Source organism: Kitasatospora sp. NPDC005748, assembly GCF_040630735.1.
In the GTDB taxonomy this organism is placed as follows: domain Bacteria; phylum Actinomycetota; class Actinomycetes; order Streptomycetales; family Streptomycetaceae; genus Kitasatospora.
In genome coordinates this window covers 16,083-34,321 of record NZ_JBEXYD010000010.1, presented here as the reverse complement: position 1 = coordinate 34,321, position 18,239 = coordinate 16,083, and the positions used below count along the sequence as shown (strand labels likewise).

Genomic DNA, 18,239 nt, shown 5'->3' with positions numbered 1-18,239 from the left:
TGGTACTGGGCTTGCGCCCTCCGTGTACCGGACCTAGGAGGTGGTATCGGTGTCTACCCAGATTCCGATGGGCATGGAGCACCATCCGGACATCGTCGAACTGCGTGAACACTACGAGCGGGTCACCCTGACTCCGCGCGCCCAGGCCGTCGAGGCCCTGGCTGTCCTCGCCGGTCTGTTCCTGGCGGCCTCGCCATGGATCGTCGGCTTCACCGCCTTCAGCACGCTGACCGTCACCTGCCTGATCGTGGGTCTCGCCTACTGCGTGCTGATGGCCGGGTACGGCTCAGCGTACGAGCGCACCCACGCACGGGCCTGGGCGGCGACCCTGCTCGGTGCCTGGACGATCATCTCGCCCTGGGTGGTGTCCGGAGCGGTCGACCGCGGGAAGAACATCGTGACCTGCATGATCACGGGTGCCGTGATGTTCCTGCTGGGTCTCGCGGCGATCTCGATGGCCACCATCACGTCGAACGGCGCGTCGATGCGACGTGGCCGGGCCGGCCGGGCCGGGGGCTGACGCCACCCGGCAGTCCGGAGCCGGGGTGCGGGCGGTGAGGCCGCCGCCCGCACCCCGGCGCACGCCGTCGGGCCGCTACGGCCGGGGGCCGGTCAGGGGCGGGCGCCCCCGGCGCGTGGTCACGGGCGGGTCATCCGCAGCACGTCGAGGGCCTCGTCCAGCTGCTCGCGGGTGAGCTTGCCCTGCTCCAGGTAGCCGCGCTCCAGCACCACCTGTCGGATCGTCTTGCGCTCGGCCAGCGCCTGCTTGGCGACCTTGGCGGCCTCCTCGTAGCCGAGGTAGCGGTTGAGCGGGGTGACCACCGAGGGCGAGGACTCGGCGTACTCGCGGGCCCGTTCGACGTTGGCGGTGATGCCGTCCACCGTGCGGTCGGCGAGCAGCCGGGCGCTGTTGGCGAGTAGCCGGACCGACTCCAGCACGTTGCGGGCGATCACCGGGAGCATCACGTTGAGCTCGAAGTTGCCGCTCGCGCCGGCCACCGTGACGGTGGTGTCGTTGCCGATCACCTGGGCCGAGACCATCAGCACCACCTCCGGCAGCACCGGGTTCACCTTGCCGGGCATGATCGACGAACCGGGCTGGAGGTCCGGCAGGTTGATCTCCCCGAGGCCGGTGCGCGGGCCCGAGCCCATCCACCGCAGATCATTGGCGATCTTGGTGAAGCCGACCGCGACGGTGCGGAGCTGACCGCTCAGCTCGACCAGGCCGTCCCGCGCGCCCTGCGCCTCGAAGTGGTCCCGCGCCTCGGTCAGCGGCAGGTCGGTGGCCCGGGCGACCTCCTCGATCACGGCGGCGGCGAAACCGGGCGGGGTGTTGATTCCGGTGCCCACCGCCGTCCCGCCGAGGGGCAGTTCGGCGACCCGGGGGAGCGTCGCCAGCAGCCGCTCCCGCCCGTGCCGGACCTGCGCCGCGTACCCGGCGAACTCCTGGCCGAGGGTCACCGGGGTGGCGTCCATCAGGTGCGTCCGGCCGGACTTCACCACCTCGGAGAACGCCGCGGCCCGCCGCTCCAGGGCCTCCGCCAGGTGCTCCAGGGCCGGGATCAGGTCGTGGGTGACGGCCGCGGTGGCCGCGATGTGGATCGAGGACGGGAACACGTCGTTGGAGGACTGGCTGGCGTTGACGTGGTCGTTCGGGTGGACGGGGCGGCCGAGCCGCTCGCCGGCCAGGGTGGCGATCACCTCGTTGGCGTTCATGTTGGAGGAGGTGCCCGAGCCGGTCTGGAAGACGTCCACCGGGAACTCGTCGTCCCAGCGCCCCTGGGCGACCTCCTCGGCGGCGGCCGCCACGGCCTGTGCCGTCTCCTCGTCCAGCACCCCGAGCCGGGCGTTCACCCGGGCCGCGGCGGCCTTGATCCGGGCCAGCGCGGCGATGTGGGCCCGCTCCAGCCGCTGGCCCGACACCGGAAAGTTCTCCACCGCCCGCTGGGTCTGCGCCTGCCACTTGGCGGCGGCCGGCACCCGGACCTCGCCCATCGAGTCGTGCTCGGTCCGGAACTCCTGCTGCTCACCCATGACGCGCTGCACCTCCTGGTCGGCCCCGGCCGGGTCTGCTCCCCGACCGGCTGCGGTCTGCGCAGACGACAGCCGCGCAGGGGCTCCCGGTATTTCCGCGCCAGGTGGGGGAACCGGCCGACCTTCACTCGAAGGGGTGAAGATCGCGACCGGCCGGTCCGAGCGCGCCGGTCCGCTTCGTACGCTCGTGCACGCACCGGCTTCACACGCCCGTGCAGGCACCGGGGGAGACGATCACCGAGCAGGGGGCGGACATGGCGGCAACACGGCGCGACCGGGACGGGCTGAGCAGGCGGGAGCTGCTCGGCGCCTCGGCGGCCCTCGGCACGGTCGGCTGGCTGCTGCGCGGCACGATCGGGCCGGACAGCGCGCGGGCCGCCGTCCCGGTGCCGCCCGAACTGCCCGTCGGCACCGAGCTGTACCAGCGGGTCTACCAGAACTGGTCCGGCGAGGTCCGCACCGACCAGCTCTGGACCTGTGCCCCGCGGACCCCCGAGGAGGTCCCGCCGCTCGCCGACTGGGCACGCGCCCACGGCTGGCGGCTGCGCGCCCAGGGCTACCGGCACACCTGGGCGCCGCTCACCGTCGCCGACGACACCCCCGGCTCCGCCCGCGTCCTGCTGCTGGACACCACCCGCCACCTCACCGCGCTCACCGCCGACTCGCCGACCACCGTCCGGGCGCAGACCGGCGCCACCATGGAGAGCCTGCTCGCCCACCTGGCCGGCCGCGGCCTCGGGGTCGCCAACTGCCCCGCGCCCGGCGAACTCACCGTCGGCGGCGTGCTCGCCATCGGCGGTCACGGCACCGCCGTCCCGGCCGTCGGCGAGCTCCGCCCGGACGGCCACGGGTACGGCTCGGTCAGCAACCAGGTCGTCCGGCTCACCGCCGTCGTCCACGACCCGGCCACCGACCGCTACGCGCTGCGCACCTTCGAGCGCTCCGAGGCCGACAGCGCCGCGTTCCTGGTCCACCTGGGCCGGGCCTTCGTCACCGAGGTGGTGCTCCGGGCCGGCCCGGACGTGCCGCTGCGCTGCGTCAGCCGGCTGGACATCCCGGCGACCGAGCTGTTCGCCCGCCCGGGCACCCCGGGCGGCATCCTCGGCCGCCCGCGCACCCTCGCCGACTTCGTCGACCGCGAGGGGCGCGCCGAGGTGATCTGGTTCGCCTGCACCGAGCGCCCCTGGCTGAAGACCTGGAGCGTCGCGCCGCAGCGCCCGCTCGGCTCCCGCACCGTCGACGAGCCCTACAACTACCCGTTCTCCGACAGCATCCCGGAGCCGGTCGCCCGCCTCGCCGGCCAACTCGTCGCCGGCGCCTGGGGGTCGGCCCCGCTCTTCGGCCAACTCCAGTACCTGGTCGCCAAGGTCGCCCTCACCGGGGACCTCACCGACGTGCTGCTCTCCGGTGGCGTGCTCCGCGAGCTGCTCTCCGGCGAACTCCTCACCCACCTGCTCGCCGGCGGCCTGCGCTCCGACCTCTGGGGCCCCTCCCGCACCCTGCTGCAGTACGTCCGCCCGACCACCCTGCGGGTCACCGCCAACGGCTACGCCGTGCTCGCCCGGCGGGCCGACCTCCAGTGGGTGGTGTCCGAGTTCGCCGCCTACTACCGGCAGTTGCTCGCCGAGTACCAGGCGCGCGGGGAGTTCCCGGTCAACGGCGCGGTGGAGATCCGGGTCACCGGCCTGGACGACCCGGCCGCCAGCGGCGTCCCCGGCGCCCGGCCGCCGCTGCTCTCCGCCCTGCGCCCGCGCCCCGACCGCCCCGACTGGGACACCGCCGTCTGGCTGGACGTCCTCAGCCTCCCCGGCACCCCCGGCCTGCACCGCTTCGCCCGCGACCTCGAACGGTTCCTGCTCCGGACCTTCGACGGCACCCGGGCCGGTCTGCGGGTCGAGTGGTCCAAGGGCTGGGCGTACACCGAGGACGCCGCCTGGGCCGACCCGGACGTGCTCGGCCGGGTCGTCCCGGCCAGCCTGCGCGACGGCGGCGGCCCCGGCTGGGACGAGGCGGTCGCCGTACTGGACCGCCACGACCCGCACCGGGTCTTCGGGAACGCCTTCCTGGACACCCTGCTGACGGTCTGACGCCTGGGCCCCGGTTCTCCGCCGGCCGGGTCCTACACGTGCTCCATGACCATGACCGCGACGGTGTCCGGCGCGAGGGCGCGGAAGATGTGCGGGGCGTCCCCGGGGTAGCTGACGTAGTCGCCCGGGTGGAGTTCGACCGGCTCCGCCGGCGGGCCGACCAGGGCCCGCCCGGCGCTGAGCACCACGTGCTCCACCGTGCCGGGCATGTGCGGGTCGGAGGCCCGGGCCTCGCCCGGCTGCGCCTCGATCCGGTAGACGTCCCGGCGGGCGTTGGGCGGGCAGGAGGCCAGCAGGGTGGCGGCGTAGTCGGCCCGCTCGGAGTGGGTGACCGGCCCTTCGCCGGCCCGGATCACCCGCACCACCGGTCGCGGCGGGTCGACCAGCCGGCTGAACGGCACGTCCAGCGCGACGCCGAGCGCCCAGAGCGTCTCCACGCTCGGATTGCCCGCGGCCGACTCCAGCTGGGAGAGCGTCGACTTGGCGATCCCGGCCCGGCGGGCCAGCTCGGCCATGGAGAGACCGGCCCGCTCGCGTTCGCGCCGGATGGACGCGGCGATCAGCCCGATCAGCTCCGAGCCGGCCGCGCCCGGCCCCCCGACTCCGTCGCCCGCGCCGCGGGCCCCGGTGTTCGCACTCATCGGCGTTCGCTCCACACGTACGGGCGTTCGCCTTGACGAACGACAGCTTTCGGGTTCACTCTACTGGACATGCGTTCGCTCCTCCGAACACTCGACCGTGCCACGCTGCGGGACATCGCCCTGGTTTGCGTCGCCGACGCCCTGGTCGGCGCCTCCTTCGGTGCCATCAGTGTCTCCGGTGGCCTGCCGCTCTGGCTGCCGATCGCCATGTCGGTGTTCGTCTTCGCCGGCGGTGCCCAGTTCGCCGCCGTCGGCGTCGTGCTCTCCGGCGGCGGCGCGCTCGCCGCCGTCGCCACCGGCCTGGTGCTCAACGCCCGACTGCTGCCCTTCGGCTTCACCGTCTCCGACGTGCTCGACGGCCCGTGGTGGCGGCGGCTGCTCGGCGCCCAACTGCTCACCGACGAGTCGGCCGCCTTCGCCCTGCTCCAGTCCGACCGGCGCCGGCGCCGCGCCGCGTTCTGGGTCTGCGGCGTGGCGCTGTTCGTGGTCTGGAACGCCTCCGTGGTGGTCGGCGCGCTGGCCGGCGGCCTCATCGGCGACACCGACGCCCTCGGCCTCGACGCCGCCTTCCCGGCCGTCCTGCTCGCCCTGGTGCTGCCCTCGCTCACCGACCGGCGGACCCGGGCCGCCGCGCTGGCCGGAGCCGTGGTCGCGGTCGCCGCCACCCCGTACCTGCCGGCCGGCCTGCCCGTGCTGCTGGCCCTGCTCGGCCTGCTGTTCGCCGGGCCGCGGTCCGGCCGGCCGAACGCTCCGGAGCCGACTGCCCAGGGCCCCGCCGCGCCGCGCCCCGCACCCGCCGCCGAGGGAGTCCACTGATGCCACTGCTCGCCGTCCTCCTGCTCGCCGCCGGCACCTATGCGTTCCGCCTCGCCGGCCCGGCCCTCGGCGACCGCTTCACCCTCTCCGACCGGCTGCGCCACCTGCTCGCGGTGGCCGCCGCCGTCCTGCTGGTCGCGCTGGTCGCCACCGGCGCCCTCACCCAGGGCCACGGCTTCGCCGGCTGGGCCCGGCCGTCCGGCGTCCTGGTGGCCGGGCTGCTCGCGCTGCGCCGTGCGCCGTTCCCGCTCGTCGTGGTGGCGGGGGCCGCGACCACCGCGCTGCTGCGGCTCTGCGGAGTCGCCTGAGACGGGCGTCCGGACCGGCCGGCTCAGCCCTGCGCGGCGTTGCCCAGGCGCTCCTGCTGGATCTCGGGCCGCTCGCTGTCCCAGAGCAGCTCCCACACCCGGAACACGCAGTGGTAGTCCCGCATGCTGCCCTGGGAGATCAGCAGATAGGTGTCACCGTCCCGGAGCAGGGTGCGCCGGCGGCTGTTGAACGGGTGCTGCGGGGTGTACGACGGGACGAGCCGCCGGAGTTCGGCGAGCGCCTCCTCGCGGCTGCCCTCGATCTCGGCCAGCACCTTGGTGCCCCAGATCCGGTCGTTGCCGACCCCTTCGGTCTCCTGGACGACCAGTGCCCAGCGCGTCATGCCCCACCCCTCGTTCGGATTCCCGTCCGCCCCGCTGAAACGATCATCCTAGGGGGTGGCGGTCGGGAGGAGTCCGCCGGACGGGGAGGACCCGTCAGGTGGCGGCGGCCGGGAGGGCCTTGAAGAAGACGGTGGTCGGATGGAGTTCACCCGCCGGGTCGGTCGCGTAGCCGGGAATGGTCCCCACCCTGGTCCAGCCCGCCGCCCCGTACATCCGCTCGGCGGGGCTGCCCGTCTCGGTGTCCAGCACCAGCAGCCGCAAACCGTGCCCGGTGCCCGCCGCCTCCAGCGCCGCCAGCAGCCGCCCGGCCAGCCGCTGCCCCCGGTCCGCCCGGCGGACCATCAACTTGGCGACCTCGCCGCGGTGCCGGCCGTTGGCGGTGACGGCCGGCCGCAGCTGGACCGTCCCGGCGATCCGGCCGTCCGCGTCGGCGCGGGCCACCCAGAGCAGCAGTCGCCCGGCCTCGACCTCGGGAGCCAGCGCCCGCCACCAGGCGGTCGCCTCGGCGGGGTCGAGCGGAGCGAGGAAGCCCAGCGAGGAGCCGTCCGCGACGGTGTCCGCCAGCAGCGCGGCCAGCTGCTCCGCCGAGTCGAGCAGCGCGTCCGCCGTCAGCCGTTCAATTGTGTACATGCTCACTCCCTCGCCCTCGTCCGGAGGCCCGCTCCGTACGGAATACTCGCCGGTACCCGCCGCGGCCGACACCCCTCTTCCGGCCCGGCCCGGTGCCCGCCGAGACTACAAGGAGCTGCCATGGCGAAGCCGACCCGGATCGACCCGGCCGACCTGCTCGCCGTCGGTGACCTGCTGACCGACGAGGAGCGGCTGATCCGCGACACCGTGCGGAAGTTCGCCGACGAGCGGATCCGCCCGCACATCGGCGACTGGTTCGAGCGCGGGGTCTTCCCGGCCCGCGAACTCGCCCCCGAACTGGGCGCCCTCGGCGTGCTCGGCATGCACCTCGACGGCTACGGCTGCACCGGCTCCACGGCCGTCGCCTACGGGGTCGCCTGCATGGAGCTGGAGGCCGCCGACTCCGGCCTGCGCAGCTTCGTCTCCGTCCAGGGGTCGCTCGCGATGCGCTCGATCCACGCCTACGGCTCCGAGGAGCAGAAGCGGCGCTGGCTGCCGGGCATGGCCGCCGGCGAACTCATCGGCTGCTTCGGCCTCACCGAACCGGACTTCGGCTCCGACCCGGCCAACATGCGCACCCGGGCCCGCCGCAGGGGCGGCGACTGGGTGCTCTCCGGCTCCAAGATGTGGATCACCAACGGCAGCGTCTCGGACGTCGCGGTGGTCTGGGCGCAGACCGAGGACGGCGTCCGGGGCTTCCTGGTCGAGCCCGGCACCCCCGGGTTCACCGCCACCGACGTGCACGGCAAGCTGTCGCTGCGCGCCTCCGTCACCAGCGAGCTGGTCTTCGACGAGGTCGTGCTGCCCGCCGACGCCGTGCTGCCCGGCGTCACCGGACTGCGCGGGCCGCTCTCCTCGCTGGGCGAGGCCCGCTACGGGATCCTGTGGGGCACCGTCGGCGCCGCCCGCGACTGCTACACCACCGCCCTCGACTACGCCGGGAGCCGGGTGCAGTTCGAGCGCCCGATCGCCGGCTTCCAGCTCACCCAGCAGAAGCTGGTCGAGATGATGCTGGAGGTGGAGAAGGCGTACCTGGTCGCCCTGCGGATCGGTCGGCTCAAGGACGAGGGGGCCGCCCGCCCGGCGCACATCAGCTTCGGCAAGCTCAACAACGTGCGCGCCGCGCTGGAGATCGCCCGCAGCGCCCGGACGGTCCTCGGCGCCAACGGCATCACCACCGAGTACCCGGTGCTGCGGCACGCCAACAACCTGGAGTCGGTGCTCACCTACGAGGGGACGAGCGAGATCCACACCCTGGTCCTCGGCGAGGCCATCACCGGGGAGTCGGCGTACCGCTGACGGCCGCCCAGGGGCCGCCGCCCCGGCCCGCCGCCCGGAATCCGGTGGCCGGGCCGGCGGCGGCCCGGCTACCGTCGGCTCCCATGAACGGACCGACCCGCACCCCCGCGACCACCACCCTCTGGCGGCCCACCGGGCCCGAGGAGCTGGCCCTGGTCGAGGCGGCGGACCGGCGGGCCTGGCCGCCCCGGCTGCCGGACCAGCCGATCTTCTACCCGGTGCTGAACGAGGACTACGCGATCCGGATCGCCCGGGACTGGAACGTGCCCGCGTCCGGCGTCGGCTACGTCACCCGCTTCGAGGTCGACACCGCCTTCCTGGCCCGCTACCCCGTCCGGCAGGCCGGCGGCCGGACCATCCTCGAACTCTGGGTGCCCGCCGACGAGCTGGCGGAGTTCAACCGGCACATCGTCGGCCGCATCGAGGTCGTCCACGAGTTCCGGCCGCGGCCGTGACGGCCGTACCGGGCGCGCCCGTGCTGCTCACCCCGGCCCGGCAGACCGGGACGACCGTCCTGCTCGCCGAGGCCGCCGCCGCGCGCGGCCTGCCGACCGTCCGGCTCACCGGTCCCGACGTCCTCGACCGGCTCGCCGGGTGTCCGGTCCACTGGTTCGGCGGTCCGCTCGCCGGCGCCCGGATCGCCGACCGGCTCGGCCTCGCCCTGCTGGAACCGGCGGACGACTGGCTGGCCCGGCTGCCCGAGGAGTTCACCGGCCGGCGGATCGAGCTGACCACCCTCGCCGAGGCCTGGACGCTGCGCGGCCCGGCCTTCGTGAAGCCGCCCGCCGACAAGTCCCTCCCGCCGGCCGTCTACGCCGACAGCTCCCGGCTGCCCCGGCACGGCGAGCGGATCGGACCGGACACGCCCGTCCTGGTCAGCGACCCGGTGACGTTCGGGTCCGAGTACCGGCTCTTCGTCCTGGACGGCGAGGTGGTCGCCGGCAGCCGCTACGCCCGCTTCGGCCGGCTGGACCCGGGGCCGGTGTCCGAGGACGCCGTTGGCTTCGCCCACCGCCTGCTGTCCGTGGCCGGGGACGGCCTGCCCAGCGCGGTGGCGCTGGACGTCGGCCCGCTGCTCGACCCGTACGACCCGGCCGAGCGCTGGGCCGTCGTCGAGGCGAACATGCCGTGGTTCGCGCACTCCTACACGGCCGACCCGGCCCGGATGCTGGACGTGGTGCTGCGGGCGGCCGGACCGGTCGCGGCGCTGCGGCCCGCCGACCGGCGGTTCGTCCGGGCGGGCGCCGGGCCGGACTGAGGCCCGCGGTCCGCTCCCCGCCGCCCCGCCCACCGGGGAGATCCGGCCCCCGGACGTCGCCGCCCAGGTGTACGCCTCCCTCGGCCGGCCGATCGACCCGCACTGGACTCCGGACGGCCCGCCGTTCCCGGTCGCCGTGCCCGCGCCGGCGGGGAGCCGCCCCCCGGCGGCCCCTGAACGGCCCGCCCGCCCCGGCCTGTCGGGGGTGAACCCCGAGACGGCGGCGCCGCGTATACCCCTGAAGGTGGAGACGGTACCCCCAAGGTCGGAGGGACGGTCGCGACCTGGTGGTGACGCCACGGCAGCCCACGGCGGGTCAGGATGGAGACACCCCGATGGACCGGGCACCGACGCGGAGCGCCGGGCACCGGGTACGGGACCGAACAGGGAGAGGGCAGGGCGGGCATGAACGGCATCGTGAGCAAGGTCGCGCTCGGAGTCGCAGGCACGGGCATGGCCGTCGCCGTCGCCACCGTGGCGGTCGGCCCGCGGGTCTCCGACTGGTACGACGGCCGCCACCAGGAGCAGGCCAGCTACAGCACCGGCAGCGCGGCCAAGGCCGACCGGCAGTCGGTACCGTCCTGGCTGCCCGACAACGCCTCCACCGTCCAGTACCTGATGTCGACCACCGGCGACGACCGCCTGCTGCGCGCCACCCTGCCCGACGGGCGGCTGCCGGCCGGCTGCGTCACCGCCCAGCCGGGCAGGGCCGTCCACCCGGTGCCGGCCGCGCTGAAGGCCGGCTGGTTCCCGCAGGGCGTCTCCTCGAAGATCACCGGCTCGTGCGGGCAGTACAACGTCACCCTGACCGGCAACCAGCTCTACGCCTGGCAGGACGGGGCCGCCGTGCAGGCCGCCCTGCGCGCGCAGTCGGCCGCCAAGCACTGAGGAGCCGGGCACCGGGCGGACGGGCACCGGGGGCGGGAGTGGGCCGCGCGGCCCACCCCGGGTGTCGCCCCGCCGGGCCGCTGGGGTAGGACGGAGCGAGGACAGTCCAGCGCCCGCCCCCGAGGAGCCCCATGCCTGGTTCGACCGTCGGTCCCGCCGGCCCCACCGGCGAGACGTCGACCGCGCCCGCGGCCCGGGCCACCGGGGCCGGCCGGACCGCCGCCGCCCCGGGGCGCGGCACCGTCGCCGTGCTCGGCGGTCTGGTCGCCCTCGGCCCGCTCACCACCGACCTCTACCTGCCCGGCCTGCCGGCGATCGCCGACGACTTCGCCGCCGAGCCGGCCGCCGTCCAGCTCACCCTGACCTTCTCGATGTTCGGGGTCGCCGCCGGCCAGCTGATCTTCGGACCGCTCAGCGACCGCTTCGGCCGCCGCCCGCCGCTGCTCGTCGGCCTGGTGGTCTACACCCTGGCCAGCGTGCTGTGCGTGCTCGCGCCCACCCTGCCGGTGCTGATCGCGGCCCGCTTCGTGCAGGGCGCGGCCGGTGCGGCCGGCCTGGTCATCGGCCGCGCCGTCGCCCGGGACCGCTTCGAGGGCGTCGCGATGCTCCGCTTCCTCGCCTCGATCAGCCTGATATCCGGCCTCGCCCCGATCCTCGCCCCGGTCGTCGGCGCCCAGCTGCTCCGCGTCACCTCCTGGCGCGGCACCTTCGGCGCCCTCACCGCACTCGGCCTGCTGCTCACCCTGATCGCCTTCGCGGCCCTGCGCGAGACCCTGCCGCCCGCCGACCGGCACGGCGGCGGGCTGGTGGCCACGCTGCGCACCATGAAGGGGCTGCTGCGGAACCTGCCCTTCCTGGGCCTCGTCCTGACCAGCACCTTCGCCTTCGGCTCGCTGTTCGGCTACATCAGCGGCTCCTCGGTGGTGCTCCAGCACGTGTACCACGTCTCGCCGCAGACCTACAGCCTGCTGTTCGGCCTCAACTCGCTCGCCATCGTGGGCGTCACCCAGCTGAACGGGCGGGTGCTCGCCCGCCGGTTCACCCCCGGCGCGCTGATGCTGGCCGGCCTCGGCACGGCGGTCGCCGCGGGGGTGGCGCTCGTCCTGCTCACCGCGGTCTGGGACCTCGGCCTGGCCGGGATCTGCCCGGCGCTCTTCGTCCTGATGGGCAGCCTCGGCGTGATCCTCCCGAACTCGGCCGCCCAGGCGCTCAGCCTGGTCCCCCCGCAGTCCGCCGGCTCGGCCTCCGCCCTCATCGGGACCGGCACGTTTCTCTGCGGCGCGCTGGTCGCGCCGCTCAGCAGCCTCGGCGGCACGCCGTCGGCGGTGCTCCTGGCGGCGGTCGTCCTCGGCTGCGCCGCCCTCTCCGCCATCGCCTACCTCGCGCTCTGCCGCCCCCGCCGCCCGGCGGTGGCCGGATAGCGGGGGTGCGTGGGACGCCGCCGCCGGCCCGCCGCTCCGTCGGGTCAGACGCCGACGGCGGCCTGGCCGCGGGCGAGCAGGCGGGTGCGGGCGTAGGCGGCCAGCTCGGGGCCGGCCGCGGTCGCGGCGGCGTCCTGGGTGGTGCCGCCGGGGCGGTAGGTGCCGGAGACGGTGTAGTAGCCGTAACGGCCGATCGTGGTGTGGGTGTTGGCGCAGCCCGTGGTCACGCACCAGGCGATGCCGGCGGGTGTGGTCAGCCCCTGGATCTGGCCCTTGTGGGCCTGGCCGACGGCGTCCGCCTGTGGCTTGTGGTCGAAGACGGCGACCCCGACGGTGACCGCGCTGTCGCCGGAGGTGTACGTCGCGCGGAGCAGCTTGCGGCAGGACTGACCGCTCGCCACGTCGCCGAGGCCGCCGGTGGTGGCCTGCCAGCAGGTGTCCGTGCTGCTGGTGGCGATCCGGTTCCAGGTGCGCCCGCCCACGGTGAGGCTCGGGGCGGCGAACAGGGTGCCCGGGTCGAGCGGGGCGGTGTCCGTCGCGGCCTCGGAGATGACCGTCAGCGGGTCGCGCGGTGCGCTGCTCGCCGGTGCGGGCGCACCGGCGGGGGGCACGGCCGGGGGCGCGGCGGGCGGGGGAGCGCCCTGGGTGGCGCCCGCCCCGGGCTTGCCGGGGGTGGCGGTACCGCTCGGCCTACCGCCGGACTTGCCGGGCGAGGGGGTCGGGCTCCCGGAGGCGGTGCCGGTGGGGCCGGGCGCGCCGGTCGGCGCGGTGGCCGTCGCGGTCGGTGCCGCCCCGGTGGTGAGGCCCGTGTCCGCGCCGGTCGGGTCGGCGGTGGGGCCGGGCCGGAGCGTGGCGGTGCCGCTCGGGTGGTCGTTCCGGGAGCTGCCGGAGACCGTGATCGCCGTCGCCGTCATCCCGCCGATCAGGGCGGTCGCGAGCACGCTGGCACCGATCACCCGCAGCCGCTTCCGGTGCCGGATCTCCTCCTCGTGCTGTTCGGCCATGGCCGCCCAGTCGGGCTGCCGCGGGGCGGCGGGGCCGGCGAGGTACGGCGAGCCACCGGCGTACGGCGCCCGGGCGGTCGGCCCGGCCTGCGAGGGATCGGTCCGGGGCGGGCCGGCCTGCGCCGGATCGGCCTGCGGTGGGTCGGCGGGTGCTCCGGCCGGTGGCGGGAGGGAAGCCCCGCCGGGTGTTCGCGTGCTGTCCGTCGTCCCCACCCCGTCCGTCATGGTCGGTGATCCTATGACATGACTGATGGGCCGGGAGTGGGCGGAGGGACGGCCGTGTCCTGCTCGTGGAACGGACGCCCGCCGGGGGCGGCGCGACGGGAGGTCGCGCCGCCCCCGACGGGACGGTGGGGTGTCGCGGGCGGGATCAGGCGATGGCGAAGTCGTCGCCGAAGACGTTGCCCTGGCCGTACCAGCCGTGCAGGTACACCGTCACGGTGCCGGAGGCGCCGGTGGTGAACGGGACGGTCAGCTTGGTCCAGCCGGAGGCGTTCGTCCAGGTGCTGGCGGTGGCGCCGCCGCTCACGCCGAGGTAGGCGTAGCTGCCCTGGACCCAACCGCTCAGTGTGTACGAGGTGTTGGGCGACAGCGTCACGGTCTGCTGGCACTGGCCGGTCTGGCCGGCGGTGGCCGCGGCCTGCAGGGCGTGGGCGCCCGAGTGGGCCGGGGTGGCGACCACCGCGCCGCCGCTCTGGCAGGTCCACGGGGCGAGGCTGCCCGTCTCCAGGCCGCCGTTCACCAGGCCGCCGGGCGGGGTGACCCCGGTGACGGTGAGGTTGTAGGTGCTGGTGTGGCTGCCGGAGGTGGCGTTGCCGGTGATCGTCAGCGGGTAGGTCCCGGCGGCGGTCGCGGCGGTGGTGGTGATGTTCAGGGTGGCGGTGCCGCCGGCGGTGACGCTGCCGGGGGTGACGGTGGCGGTGACGCCGGCCGGGGCGCCGGTGACGGTGAGGTTGACGCTCTGGGCGGAGCCGGCCGTCACGGCGGTGGAGACGGTCGCGCTGGTGGCGGAACCGGCCGCCACGGTGCCGGAGTTCGGGTTCACCGCGACCGAGAAGTCGTTGCCGGGCTGGGTGCTCGTCACCTTCAGCGAGTAACTGCTGGTGTGGCTGCCGGAGGTGGCGTTGCCGGTGATCGTCAGCGGGTAGGTCCCGGCGGCGGTCGCGGCGGTGGTGGTGATGTTCAGGGTGGCGGTGCCGCCGGCGGTGACGCTGCCGGGGGTGACGGTGGCGGTGACGCCGGCTGGGGCGCCGGTGACGGTGAGGTTGACGCTCTGGGCGGAGCCGGCCGTCACGGCGGTGGAGATCGTCGCGCTGGTGGCGGAACCGGCCGCCACGGTGCCGGAGTTCGGGTTCACCGCGACCGAGAAGTCGTTACCCACCGGGGTGCTGCTGGTGTACTGGGAGAAGATGTGGCTGAAGTCCCACTTGCCCTGGCTGATCCCGGAGCAGTCGTCCCGCCCGCCGGTGCCCGGGCAGCCGCCGTTGTCGCGCTGGAGGGCCCAGAACGACAGCGTGTTGATGCCCTTCGAGACCGCCCAGTTGTACACCGCGGTCGCGTTGGCGACGGTGAAGGTCTCCGCCGGGCCGAAGTCGTCGATGCCGACCATCTCGGTGACGCCGATGGAACCCCACAGCTGCGCCGGGGTCCTGGTCGGGTAGAGCTTGGCCAGCTGGTTGTAGAGGCCGGTCGCCGCGGTCTGGGTGTCGGCGGCCATGTCGTGCGCGGCGTTGTCGTAGTAGTCGAAGGTCATCAGGTTGACGACGTCGATCCGGGCGTTGTTCGTGACGGCGTTCTTCAGCACCGCGAGGCCGCTGGAGGCGAGTCCGCTGGTCGTCGTCGGCAGCGTGTAGGAGAACTGGATCGAGCGGCCGTTGGCGGCGGCCCAGTCCTGCACCAGCTTGATCGCCTTGTTGCGGCGGTCGATGCCCGCGGTGTTGGTCAGCGAGTTGTCCTCGATGTCCAGGTCGATCCGGCTGATGTCGTACGTGGTGATGACGTTCTCGAAGGCGGCCGCGATCTGGTTGACATCCGTGCAGCTGTCGGCCAGTTCGGTACCGGTGTTGTCGGCGGTGTAGCCGCCGAACGACGGGATCACGTCACCGCCGTTGGCCCGGATGGTGGCGATGTCCGCGCCGAAGGTGGCCTGCGAGACCGGCATCGAGCTGTCGCCGTTCCAGTACGGCGTGCAGGAGCCCTTGGTGGCGGCCTGGAGGAACGCCATCGTCAGGTGCTTGGCACCGGACTGGGCGGCGAGCGCGGCCGGGCTCTCGCCCGTCCAGGCCTCGAAGTACGGGGCGAAGACCCGGGTCGGCAGCGGGGTGGCGGCTTCGGCCGAGGCCGTCCCGACGGCGACCAGGCCGGCCGACGCGGCCAGTGTGACACAGGCCGTCAGGGCGGCCTGGAGTGTTCTGCGTAGACGCATGGAATTCTCCAACAGACTTGGTGGGGCGAGACGTTGGTGAAGAGCGGGGCTGCGCGGCGAAACCGTGGGACCGCGCAGCTGGCATTGCTGCGGAGCGGATGCTGCGGAATGTGGTGGGGGCGTGCGGCGGGTGGGCGTACGGAGCCCCCGTGCCACCCGGACGGGCGGACGACAGTGTGTGGGCAGGCGTGCGCCGTGCGGGTCGGGGGTGGAGCGGAGCAGGGCAGGGCAATGCCTCAGCCGCCGGTGGTCACACCCCCACAGTGCATCCCGGTCGGATCGACATGCTTATGGTTGGACTAGACCACTCGTCTGTCAAGAGTCCTAACTGTTCGTCGGCGGACGGGTCGGGCGGTCACCGGACGCACCGTCAGGTCCGCGCGGGCGGCGCCGCCGGAGCCCCACCGGCCCCAGGGGCGCGGCTCGGCGGGAGGGCCGCCGCCGGGGCCGGGAGCGTCTCAGGAGGCCTGTGCGAGCAGCTCGTCGACGAGCTCGGCGACCCCGTCCGGCCGGCGCCACCGGACGGCGGGGCGGTGCGCCGCCAGCCCGCGGATGGCGGTGGTCAGCCAGGCGTCGTCACCCAGCAGCTCGGCCCGCTTCCGGTCGACGACGAGGCCGAGCAGCGACTGCAGGAGCACGATCTCGCGGGAGGGGTAGAACGCGCGGTGGTGGCTGAACCCGGCCGACCACATGTCGTAGGGATGCCGGACCATGGCCCGCAGGCAGGAGCCGTGGGTGGTGATGCCCGGGGTCCTGCTCAGCAGGCCGCCGACCCTGGAGCTGGAGAACCGGTCGGCGGTGACCGCCACGCCCAGCTCCATCAGCCGGTCCCAGGCCACCGGGTGCGGCTCCCGGCCCACGACGCGGTGCACCAGGCCCTCGGGCTCGAAGGTGAGGTGGGCCCGCTGCCGGTGGTCGCCCAGGATCCAGCGGCCGTCGACCCGGACCAGCGGGCCGAGGCGGTCCGCGGCGGGCTCGGCGCGCCCGGCGGCGGCGGACGCGGCGGACGCGGTGGTCGCGGCGGCGGGTGGCGGGGCGGCGGCGTTCGGCTCGGTGGCCACGGTGCTCCTCGGGCAGGCGTCGGCATCATGCCGACCAGTCTTCCCGGCTCACCTGGTAGCGACCGTACACCTTCGCACCGCTACCCCGTACGGCAGTTCGGGAATCGCCGCCGCACGGCGGGCGATCCGGACGGTGCCACGCCGCCTTGGTGCCGTGGCCGCGCGCCGGTCGTTGCGCGCGGCCACGGCGGGCCCGGTGCTCAGGACACCGGGCGGCTCGGGGCGGTCCGCCCGTGGTGCGGGACCGTCAGGCCGGCGGGCAGAGGGTGGCGCGCAGGGCGTCGATGATCTTCTCGGCCTTCTCGGCGCCGAAGCCCTGCGGGTGGTCGGGCGCGGTGAAGCGCTGGTTCACCAGCTCGACCAGCTTGGCCCGGTCCTTGGGGAACTGGTACATCGCCTGGCACTGGTTGCGGGCCCGGTCGACGGCCTCGTCGGGCTTGCCGCCGACGATCGCCGGGTCGATCGCGTCGAGCGCGGCGACCAGCTTGGCGGCGTCGGCCGAGCCCGGCTTGGCGGGCAGCCCGGCATCGGCCGGAGGCGCGGGCTTCGGCGGCGCCGACGTGGCGGGGGCGTCGGGGGCGTCGGGGGTGGCGGGCGGGGTCGATCCCGGCGCGGGCCCGTCGGGGCTGCCCGTGGCGGGCGCGCCGGGTGCGGTCGGGGTGGCCGGCGCGCCGGTGCCCGAGGGGTCGGCGGTACCGCCGGGGGCGGGGGTGCCCGGTGCGGACGCGGTGGCGGCGGCCGGGGTGGTGGGGGAGCCGGCCGCGGATCCGTCCGAACCCGAGCCGGACGAACAGGCAGCCAGGCTCACCGCGGCGAACGCCGTGAGGGTGGCGGCGAGGAGACGAGTGCGCATTCCGCCACACTGTCATGTTCGCGCCGCTCAAGGGAAGATCCCCCGACGGCGAAGCGGCGGCGGCCCGGGGGTCGCCCCCCGGACCGCCGCCGCGTGCTGTCACCGGCCGTACGGTCGGCCGGCTCGTACCGTCGGCCCGGCGCGTACGGTCCGCCGGTCGCCGTCACTGCCGGTCGGGCCGTCCGGCCGCCCGGCTCAGCTCAGGCCGTTGGCCTTCAGCCACTCCTTGGCCACGGCGGACGGGTCCTCCTTGTCCACCGCGACCTTCTTCATCAGCGTCGCCAGGCCGTCGGTGCTGAGCTTGGCCGACACGGCGTTCAGCGCGGCGACGGCGGGGGCGTCGACGGCCGTCTTGTTCACCAGCGGGGTGATGTTCTGCGCGCCGAACAGGTGCTTCGGGTCGGTCAGCGGGACCAGCTTCAGCTGGGCGATCTTCGGGTCGGTGGAGAAGACGTTGCCGACCTGGATCGAGCCGTCCTTGATCGCGTTGGCGGTGGTCTCGCCGGTCGGCTTCCACTCCTTGAAGGTCAGCCCGTAGACGTCCTTGAGCGGCTGCTCCTGGCGGGTCTTGAACTCCGGCGGCCCGCCGATGGTGAACTCGCCCGCCTTGGCGGCCAGGTCCTCGATGCTCTTCAGCTGGTACTTGTCGGCGCTCTCCTGGCTGATGCTCAGGGTGTCGTTGTCCTCGGCGGGCGAGGAGTCCAGGATGGCCAGCGAGGCGGGCAGCGTCTTCGCCAGTTCGGCGTTGACCTCGTCCTTGGTCGCGGCCGGCTTGCCGCCGAGGTAGGAGAGCAGCGCGCCGTTGTACTCGGGCAGCACGGTCAGGCTGCCGTTCTGCAGCTGCCCGTAGAGCACCTCGCGGCTGCCGATGTTGAACTTCTCCTCGACCTTGACGCCCTTGGCCTTCAGCGCCTGCGAGTAGATCGAGCCGAGGAGCACGTTCTCGGGGAAGTTGGCCGAGCCGACCACCACGGTCGAGCCCGAGCCACCGGTCGTCGCGCCGGCCGGGGCCGAGGCGCCGCCGCCGAGCGGGTCGCCGCCGGAGGAGGAGCAGGCGGTGGCGCCGAGGGCGAGCGCGGCGACCGTACCGAGGAGCAGGGCCCGGCGGCCGCTTCGGCGGCGTGCGGATGTCGACATGGTGATTGGTGTCCTTTCGGGACGGCAGATGC

Annotated in this window: 18 protein-coding genes; 9 read left to right on the top strand and 9 right to left on the bottom strand. The window is 74.7% G+C overall.

Annotated elements, in window-relative coordinates; translation table 11 throughout:
- Window positions 1-49 precede the first annotated feature (49 nt).
- A complete protein-coding gene (locus tag ABZ495_RS10710; RefSeq protein WP_359835339.1) occupies window positions 50-520 on the top strand; it encodes an SPW repeat protein in 471 nt (156 codons plus the stop codon).
- Between the two features lie 119 nt (window positions 521-639).
- Here the strand turns inward: ABZ495_RS10710 and ABZ495_RS10705 are convergent, their stop codons facing one another.
- Window positions 640-2,034, bottom strand: coding sequence for a class II fumarate hydratase (locus ABZ495_RS10705; protein ID WP_329490456.1), 1,395 nt, complete (start codon window positions 2,032-2,034; stop codon window positions 640-642).
- Window positions 2,035-2,288: 254 nt separating this feature from the next.
- On the opposite strand from ABZ495_RS10705, the gene ABZ495_RS10700 reads away from it, so the two are divergent.
- The gene (locus tag ABZ495_RS10700) at window positions 2,289-4,121 is read left to right on the top strand and encodes a cholesterol oxidase substrate-binding domain-containing protein (protein ID WP_359804212.1); all 1,833 of its coding nucleotides are present in this window, start codon (window positions 2,289-2,291) and stop codon (window positions 4,119-4,121) included.
- Window positions 4,122-4,153: 32 nt separating this feature from the next.
- Here the strand turns inward: ABZ495_RS10700 and ABZ495_RS10695 are convergent, their stop codons facing one another.
- Window positions 4,154-4,762 carry an XRE family transcriptional regulator gene (locus ABZ495_RS10695; protein ID WP_359835337.1) on the bottom strand — a complete coding sequence of 203 codons (609 nt, stop codon included), beginning with the start codon at window positions 4,760-4,762 and terminating at the stop codon, window positions 4,154-4,156.
- A 69-nt stretch (window positions 4,763-4,831) separates the two neighbouring features.
- On the opposite strand from ABZ495_RS10695, the gene ABZ495_RS10690 reads away from it, so the two are divergent.
- Both ABZ495_RS10690 and ABZ495_RS10685 read left to right on the top strand, forming a co-directional pair.
- A complete protein-coding gene (locus ABZ495_RS10690) occupies window positions 4,832-5,578 on the top strand; it encodes an AzlC family ABC transporter permease (protein WP_359835336.1) in 747 nt (248 codons plus the stop codon).
- Window positions 5,578-5,886, top strand: a complete 309-nt coding sequence (locus ABZ495_RS10685; RefSeq protein WP_329490460.1) for an AzlD domain-containing protein — start codon at window positions 5,578-5,580, stop codon at window positions 5,884-5,886. The genes ABZ495_RS10690 and ABZ495_RS10685 overlap by 1 nt, the downstream gene beginning before the upstream one ends.
- Before the next feature lie 23 nt (window positions 5,887-5,909).
- Here the strand turns inward: ABZ495_RS10685 and ABZ495_RS10680 are convergent, their stop codons facing one another.
- Together ABZ495_RS10680 and ABZ495_RS10675 are read right to left on the bottom strand one after the other, a co-directional pair.
- Window positions 5,910-6,230, bottom strand: coding sequence for a hypothetical protein (locus tag ABZ495_RS10680; protein WP_359804215.1), 321 nt, complete (start codon window positions 6,228-6,230; stop codon window positions 5,910-5,912).
- 94 nt (window positions 6,231-6,324) lie between these two features.
- Window positions 6,325-6,861: a GNAT family N-acetyltransferase gene (locus tag ABZ495_RS10675; RefSeq protein ID WP_352287306.1), complete on the bottom strand. Its 537-nt coding sequence runs from the start codon at window positions 6,859-6,861 to the stop codon at window positions 6,325-6,327.
- 120 nt (window positions 6,862-6,981) lie between these two features.
- On the opposite strand from ABZ495_RS10675, the gene ABZ495_RS10670 reads away from it, so the two are divergent.
- The 5 genes from ABZ495_RS10670 to ABZ495_RS10650 all read left to right on the top strand — a co-directional run bounded on the left by ABZ495_RS10670 (window position 6,982) and on the right by ABZ495_RS10650 (window position 11,727).
- Window positions 6,982-8,160, top strand: a complete 1,179-nt coding sequence (locus ABZ495_RS10670; protein ID WP_352287304.1) for an acyl-CoA dehydrogenase family protein — start codon at window positions 6,982-6,984, stop codon at window positions 8,158-8,160.
- 83 nt (window positions 8,161-8,243) lie between these two features.
- On the top strand, window positions 8,244-8,615 hold the full coding sequence (locus ABZ495_RS10665; protein WP_329490464.1) for an ADP-ribosylation/crystallin J1: 372 nt from the start codon (window positions 8,244-8,246) through the stop codon (window positions 8,613-8,615).
- Entirely contained in the window at window positions 8,612-9,418 is an 807-nt protein-coding gene (locus tag ABZ495_RS10660; protein WP_359835333.1) for an ATP-grasp domain-containing protein, read from the top strand. The genes ABZ495_RS10665 and ABZ495_RS10660 overlap by 4 nt, the downstream gene beginning before the upstream one ends.
- Window positions 9,419-9,823: 405 nt before the next feature.
- Window positions 9,824-10,306 (top strand): hypothetical protein, encoded by a 483-nt coding sequence (locus tag ABZ495_RS10655; protein ID WP_359835332.1) that lies wholly within the window; start codon window positions 9,824-9,826, stop codon window positions 10,304-10,306.
- Between the two features lie 131 nt (window positions 10,307-10,437).
- Entirely contained in the window at window positions 10,438-11,727 is a 1,290-nt protein-coding gene (locus ABZ495_RS10650; protein ID WP_359835330.1) for a multidrug effflux MFS transporter, read from the top strand.
- 44 nt (window positions 11,728-11,771) lie between these two features.
- On the opposite strand, the gene ABZ495_RS10645 is transcribed toward ABZ495_RS10650, so the two are convergent.
- The 5 genes from ABZ495_RS10645 to ABZ495_RS10625 form a co-directional block, all read right to left on the bottom strand.
- Window positions 11,772-12,956, bottom strand: a complete 1,185-nt coding sequence (locus ABZ495_RS10645) for a hypothetical protein (RefSeq protein WP_359835329.1) — start codon at window positions 12,954-12,956, stop codon at window positions 11,772-11,774.
- Between the two features lie 145 nt (window positions 12,957-13,101).
- Entirely contained in the window at window positions 13,102-15,156 is a 2,055-nt protein-coding gene (locus ABZ495_RS10640; RefSeq protein WP_359804221.1) for a glycosyl hydrolase family 18 protein, read from the bottom strand.
- A 458-nt stretch (window positions 15,157-15,614) separates the two neighbouring features.
- On the bottom strand, window positions 15,615-16,217 hold the full coding sequence (locus ABZ495_RS10635) for a hypothetical protein (protein ID WP_359835327.1): 603 nt from the start codon (window positions 16,215-16,217) through the stop codon (window positions 15,615-15,617).
- 247 nt (window positions 16,218-16,464) lie between these two features.
- Window positions 16,465-17,070, bottom strand: coding sequence for a hypothetical protein (locus ABZ495_RS10630; protein ID WP_329490472.1), 606 nt, complete (start codon window positions 17,068-17,070; stop codon window positions 16,465-16,467).
- 195 nt (window positions 17,071-17,265) lie between these two features.
- Complete coding sequence (locus ABZ495_RS10625; protein WP_329490473.1) at window positions 17,266-18,207, bottom strand: ABC transporter substrate-binding protein; 942 nt, start codon at window positions 18,205-18,207, stop codon at window positions 17,266-17,268.
- Window positions 18,208-18,239 lie beyond the last annotated feature (32 nt).

Coding starts and splice junctions, on each gene's coding strand:
- ABZ495_RS10685 (WP_329490460.1), top strand. CDS start 5,578: ATGCCACTGCTCGCCGTCCTCCTGCTCGCCGCCGGCACCTATGCGTTC.
- ABZ495_RS10630 (WP_329490472.1), bottom strand. CDS start 17,070: ATGCGCACTCGTCTCCTCGCCGCCACCCTCACGGCGTTCGCCGCGGTG.
- ABZ495_RS10650 (WP_359835330.1), top strand. CDS start 10,438: ATGCCTGGTTCGACCGTCGGTCCCGCCGGCCCCACCGGCGAGACGTCG.
- ABZ495_RS10700 (WP_359804212.1), top strand. CDS start 2,289: ATGGCGGCAACACGGCGCGACCGGGACGGGCTGAGCAGGCGGGAGCTG.
- ABZ495_RS10665 (WP_329490464.1), top strand. CDS start 8,244: ATGAACGGACCGACCCGCACCCCCGCGACCACCACCCTCTGGCGGCCC.
- ABZ495_RS10680 (WP_359804215.1), bottom strand. CDS start 6,230: ATGACGCGCTGGGCACTGGTCGTCCAGGAGACCGAAGGGGTCGGCAAC.
- ABZ495_RS10645 (WP_359835329.1), bottom strand. CDS start 12,956: ATGACGGACGGGGTGGGGACGACGGACAGCACGCGAACACCCGGCGGG.
- ABZ495_RS10625 (WP_329490473.1), bottom strand. CDS start 18,207: ATGTCGACATCCGCACGCCGCCGAAGCGGCCGCCGGGCCCTGCTCCTC.
- ABZ495_RS10705 (WP_329490456.1), bottom strand. CDS start 2,034: ATGGGTGAGCAGCAGGAGTTCCGGACCGAGCACGACTCGATGGGCGAG.
- ABZ495_RS10670 (WP_352287304.1), top strand. CDS start 6,982: ATGGCGAAGCCGACCCGGATCGACCCGGCCGACCTGCTCGCCGTCGGT.
- ABZ495_RS10695 (WP_359835337.1), bottom strand. CDS start 4,762: ATGAGTGCGAACACCGGGGCCCGCGGCGCGGGCGACGGAGTCGGGGGG.
- ABZ495_RS10655 (WP_359835332.1), top strand. CDS start 9,824: ATGAACGGCATCGTGAGCAAGGTCGCGCTCGGAGTCGCAGGCACGGGC.
- ABZ495_RS10640 (WP_359804221.1), bottom strand. CDS start 15,156: ATGCGTCTACGCAGAACACTCCAGGCCGCCCTGACGGCCTGTGTCACA.
- ABZ495_RS10690 (WP_359835336.1), top strand. CDS start 4,832: ATGCGTTCGCTCCTCCGAACACTCGACCGTGCCACGCTGCGGGACATC.
- ABZ495_RS10675 (WP_352287306.1), bottom strand. CDS start 6,861: ATGTACACAATTGAACGGCTGACGGCGGACGCGCTGCTCGACTCGGCG.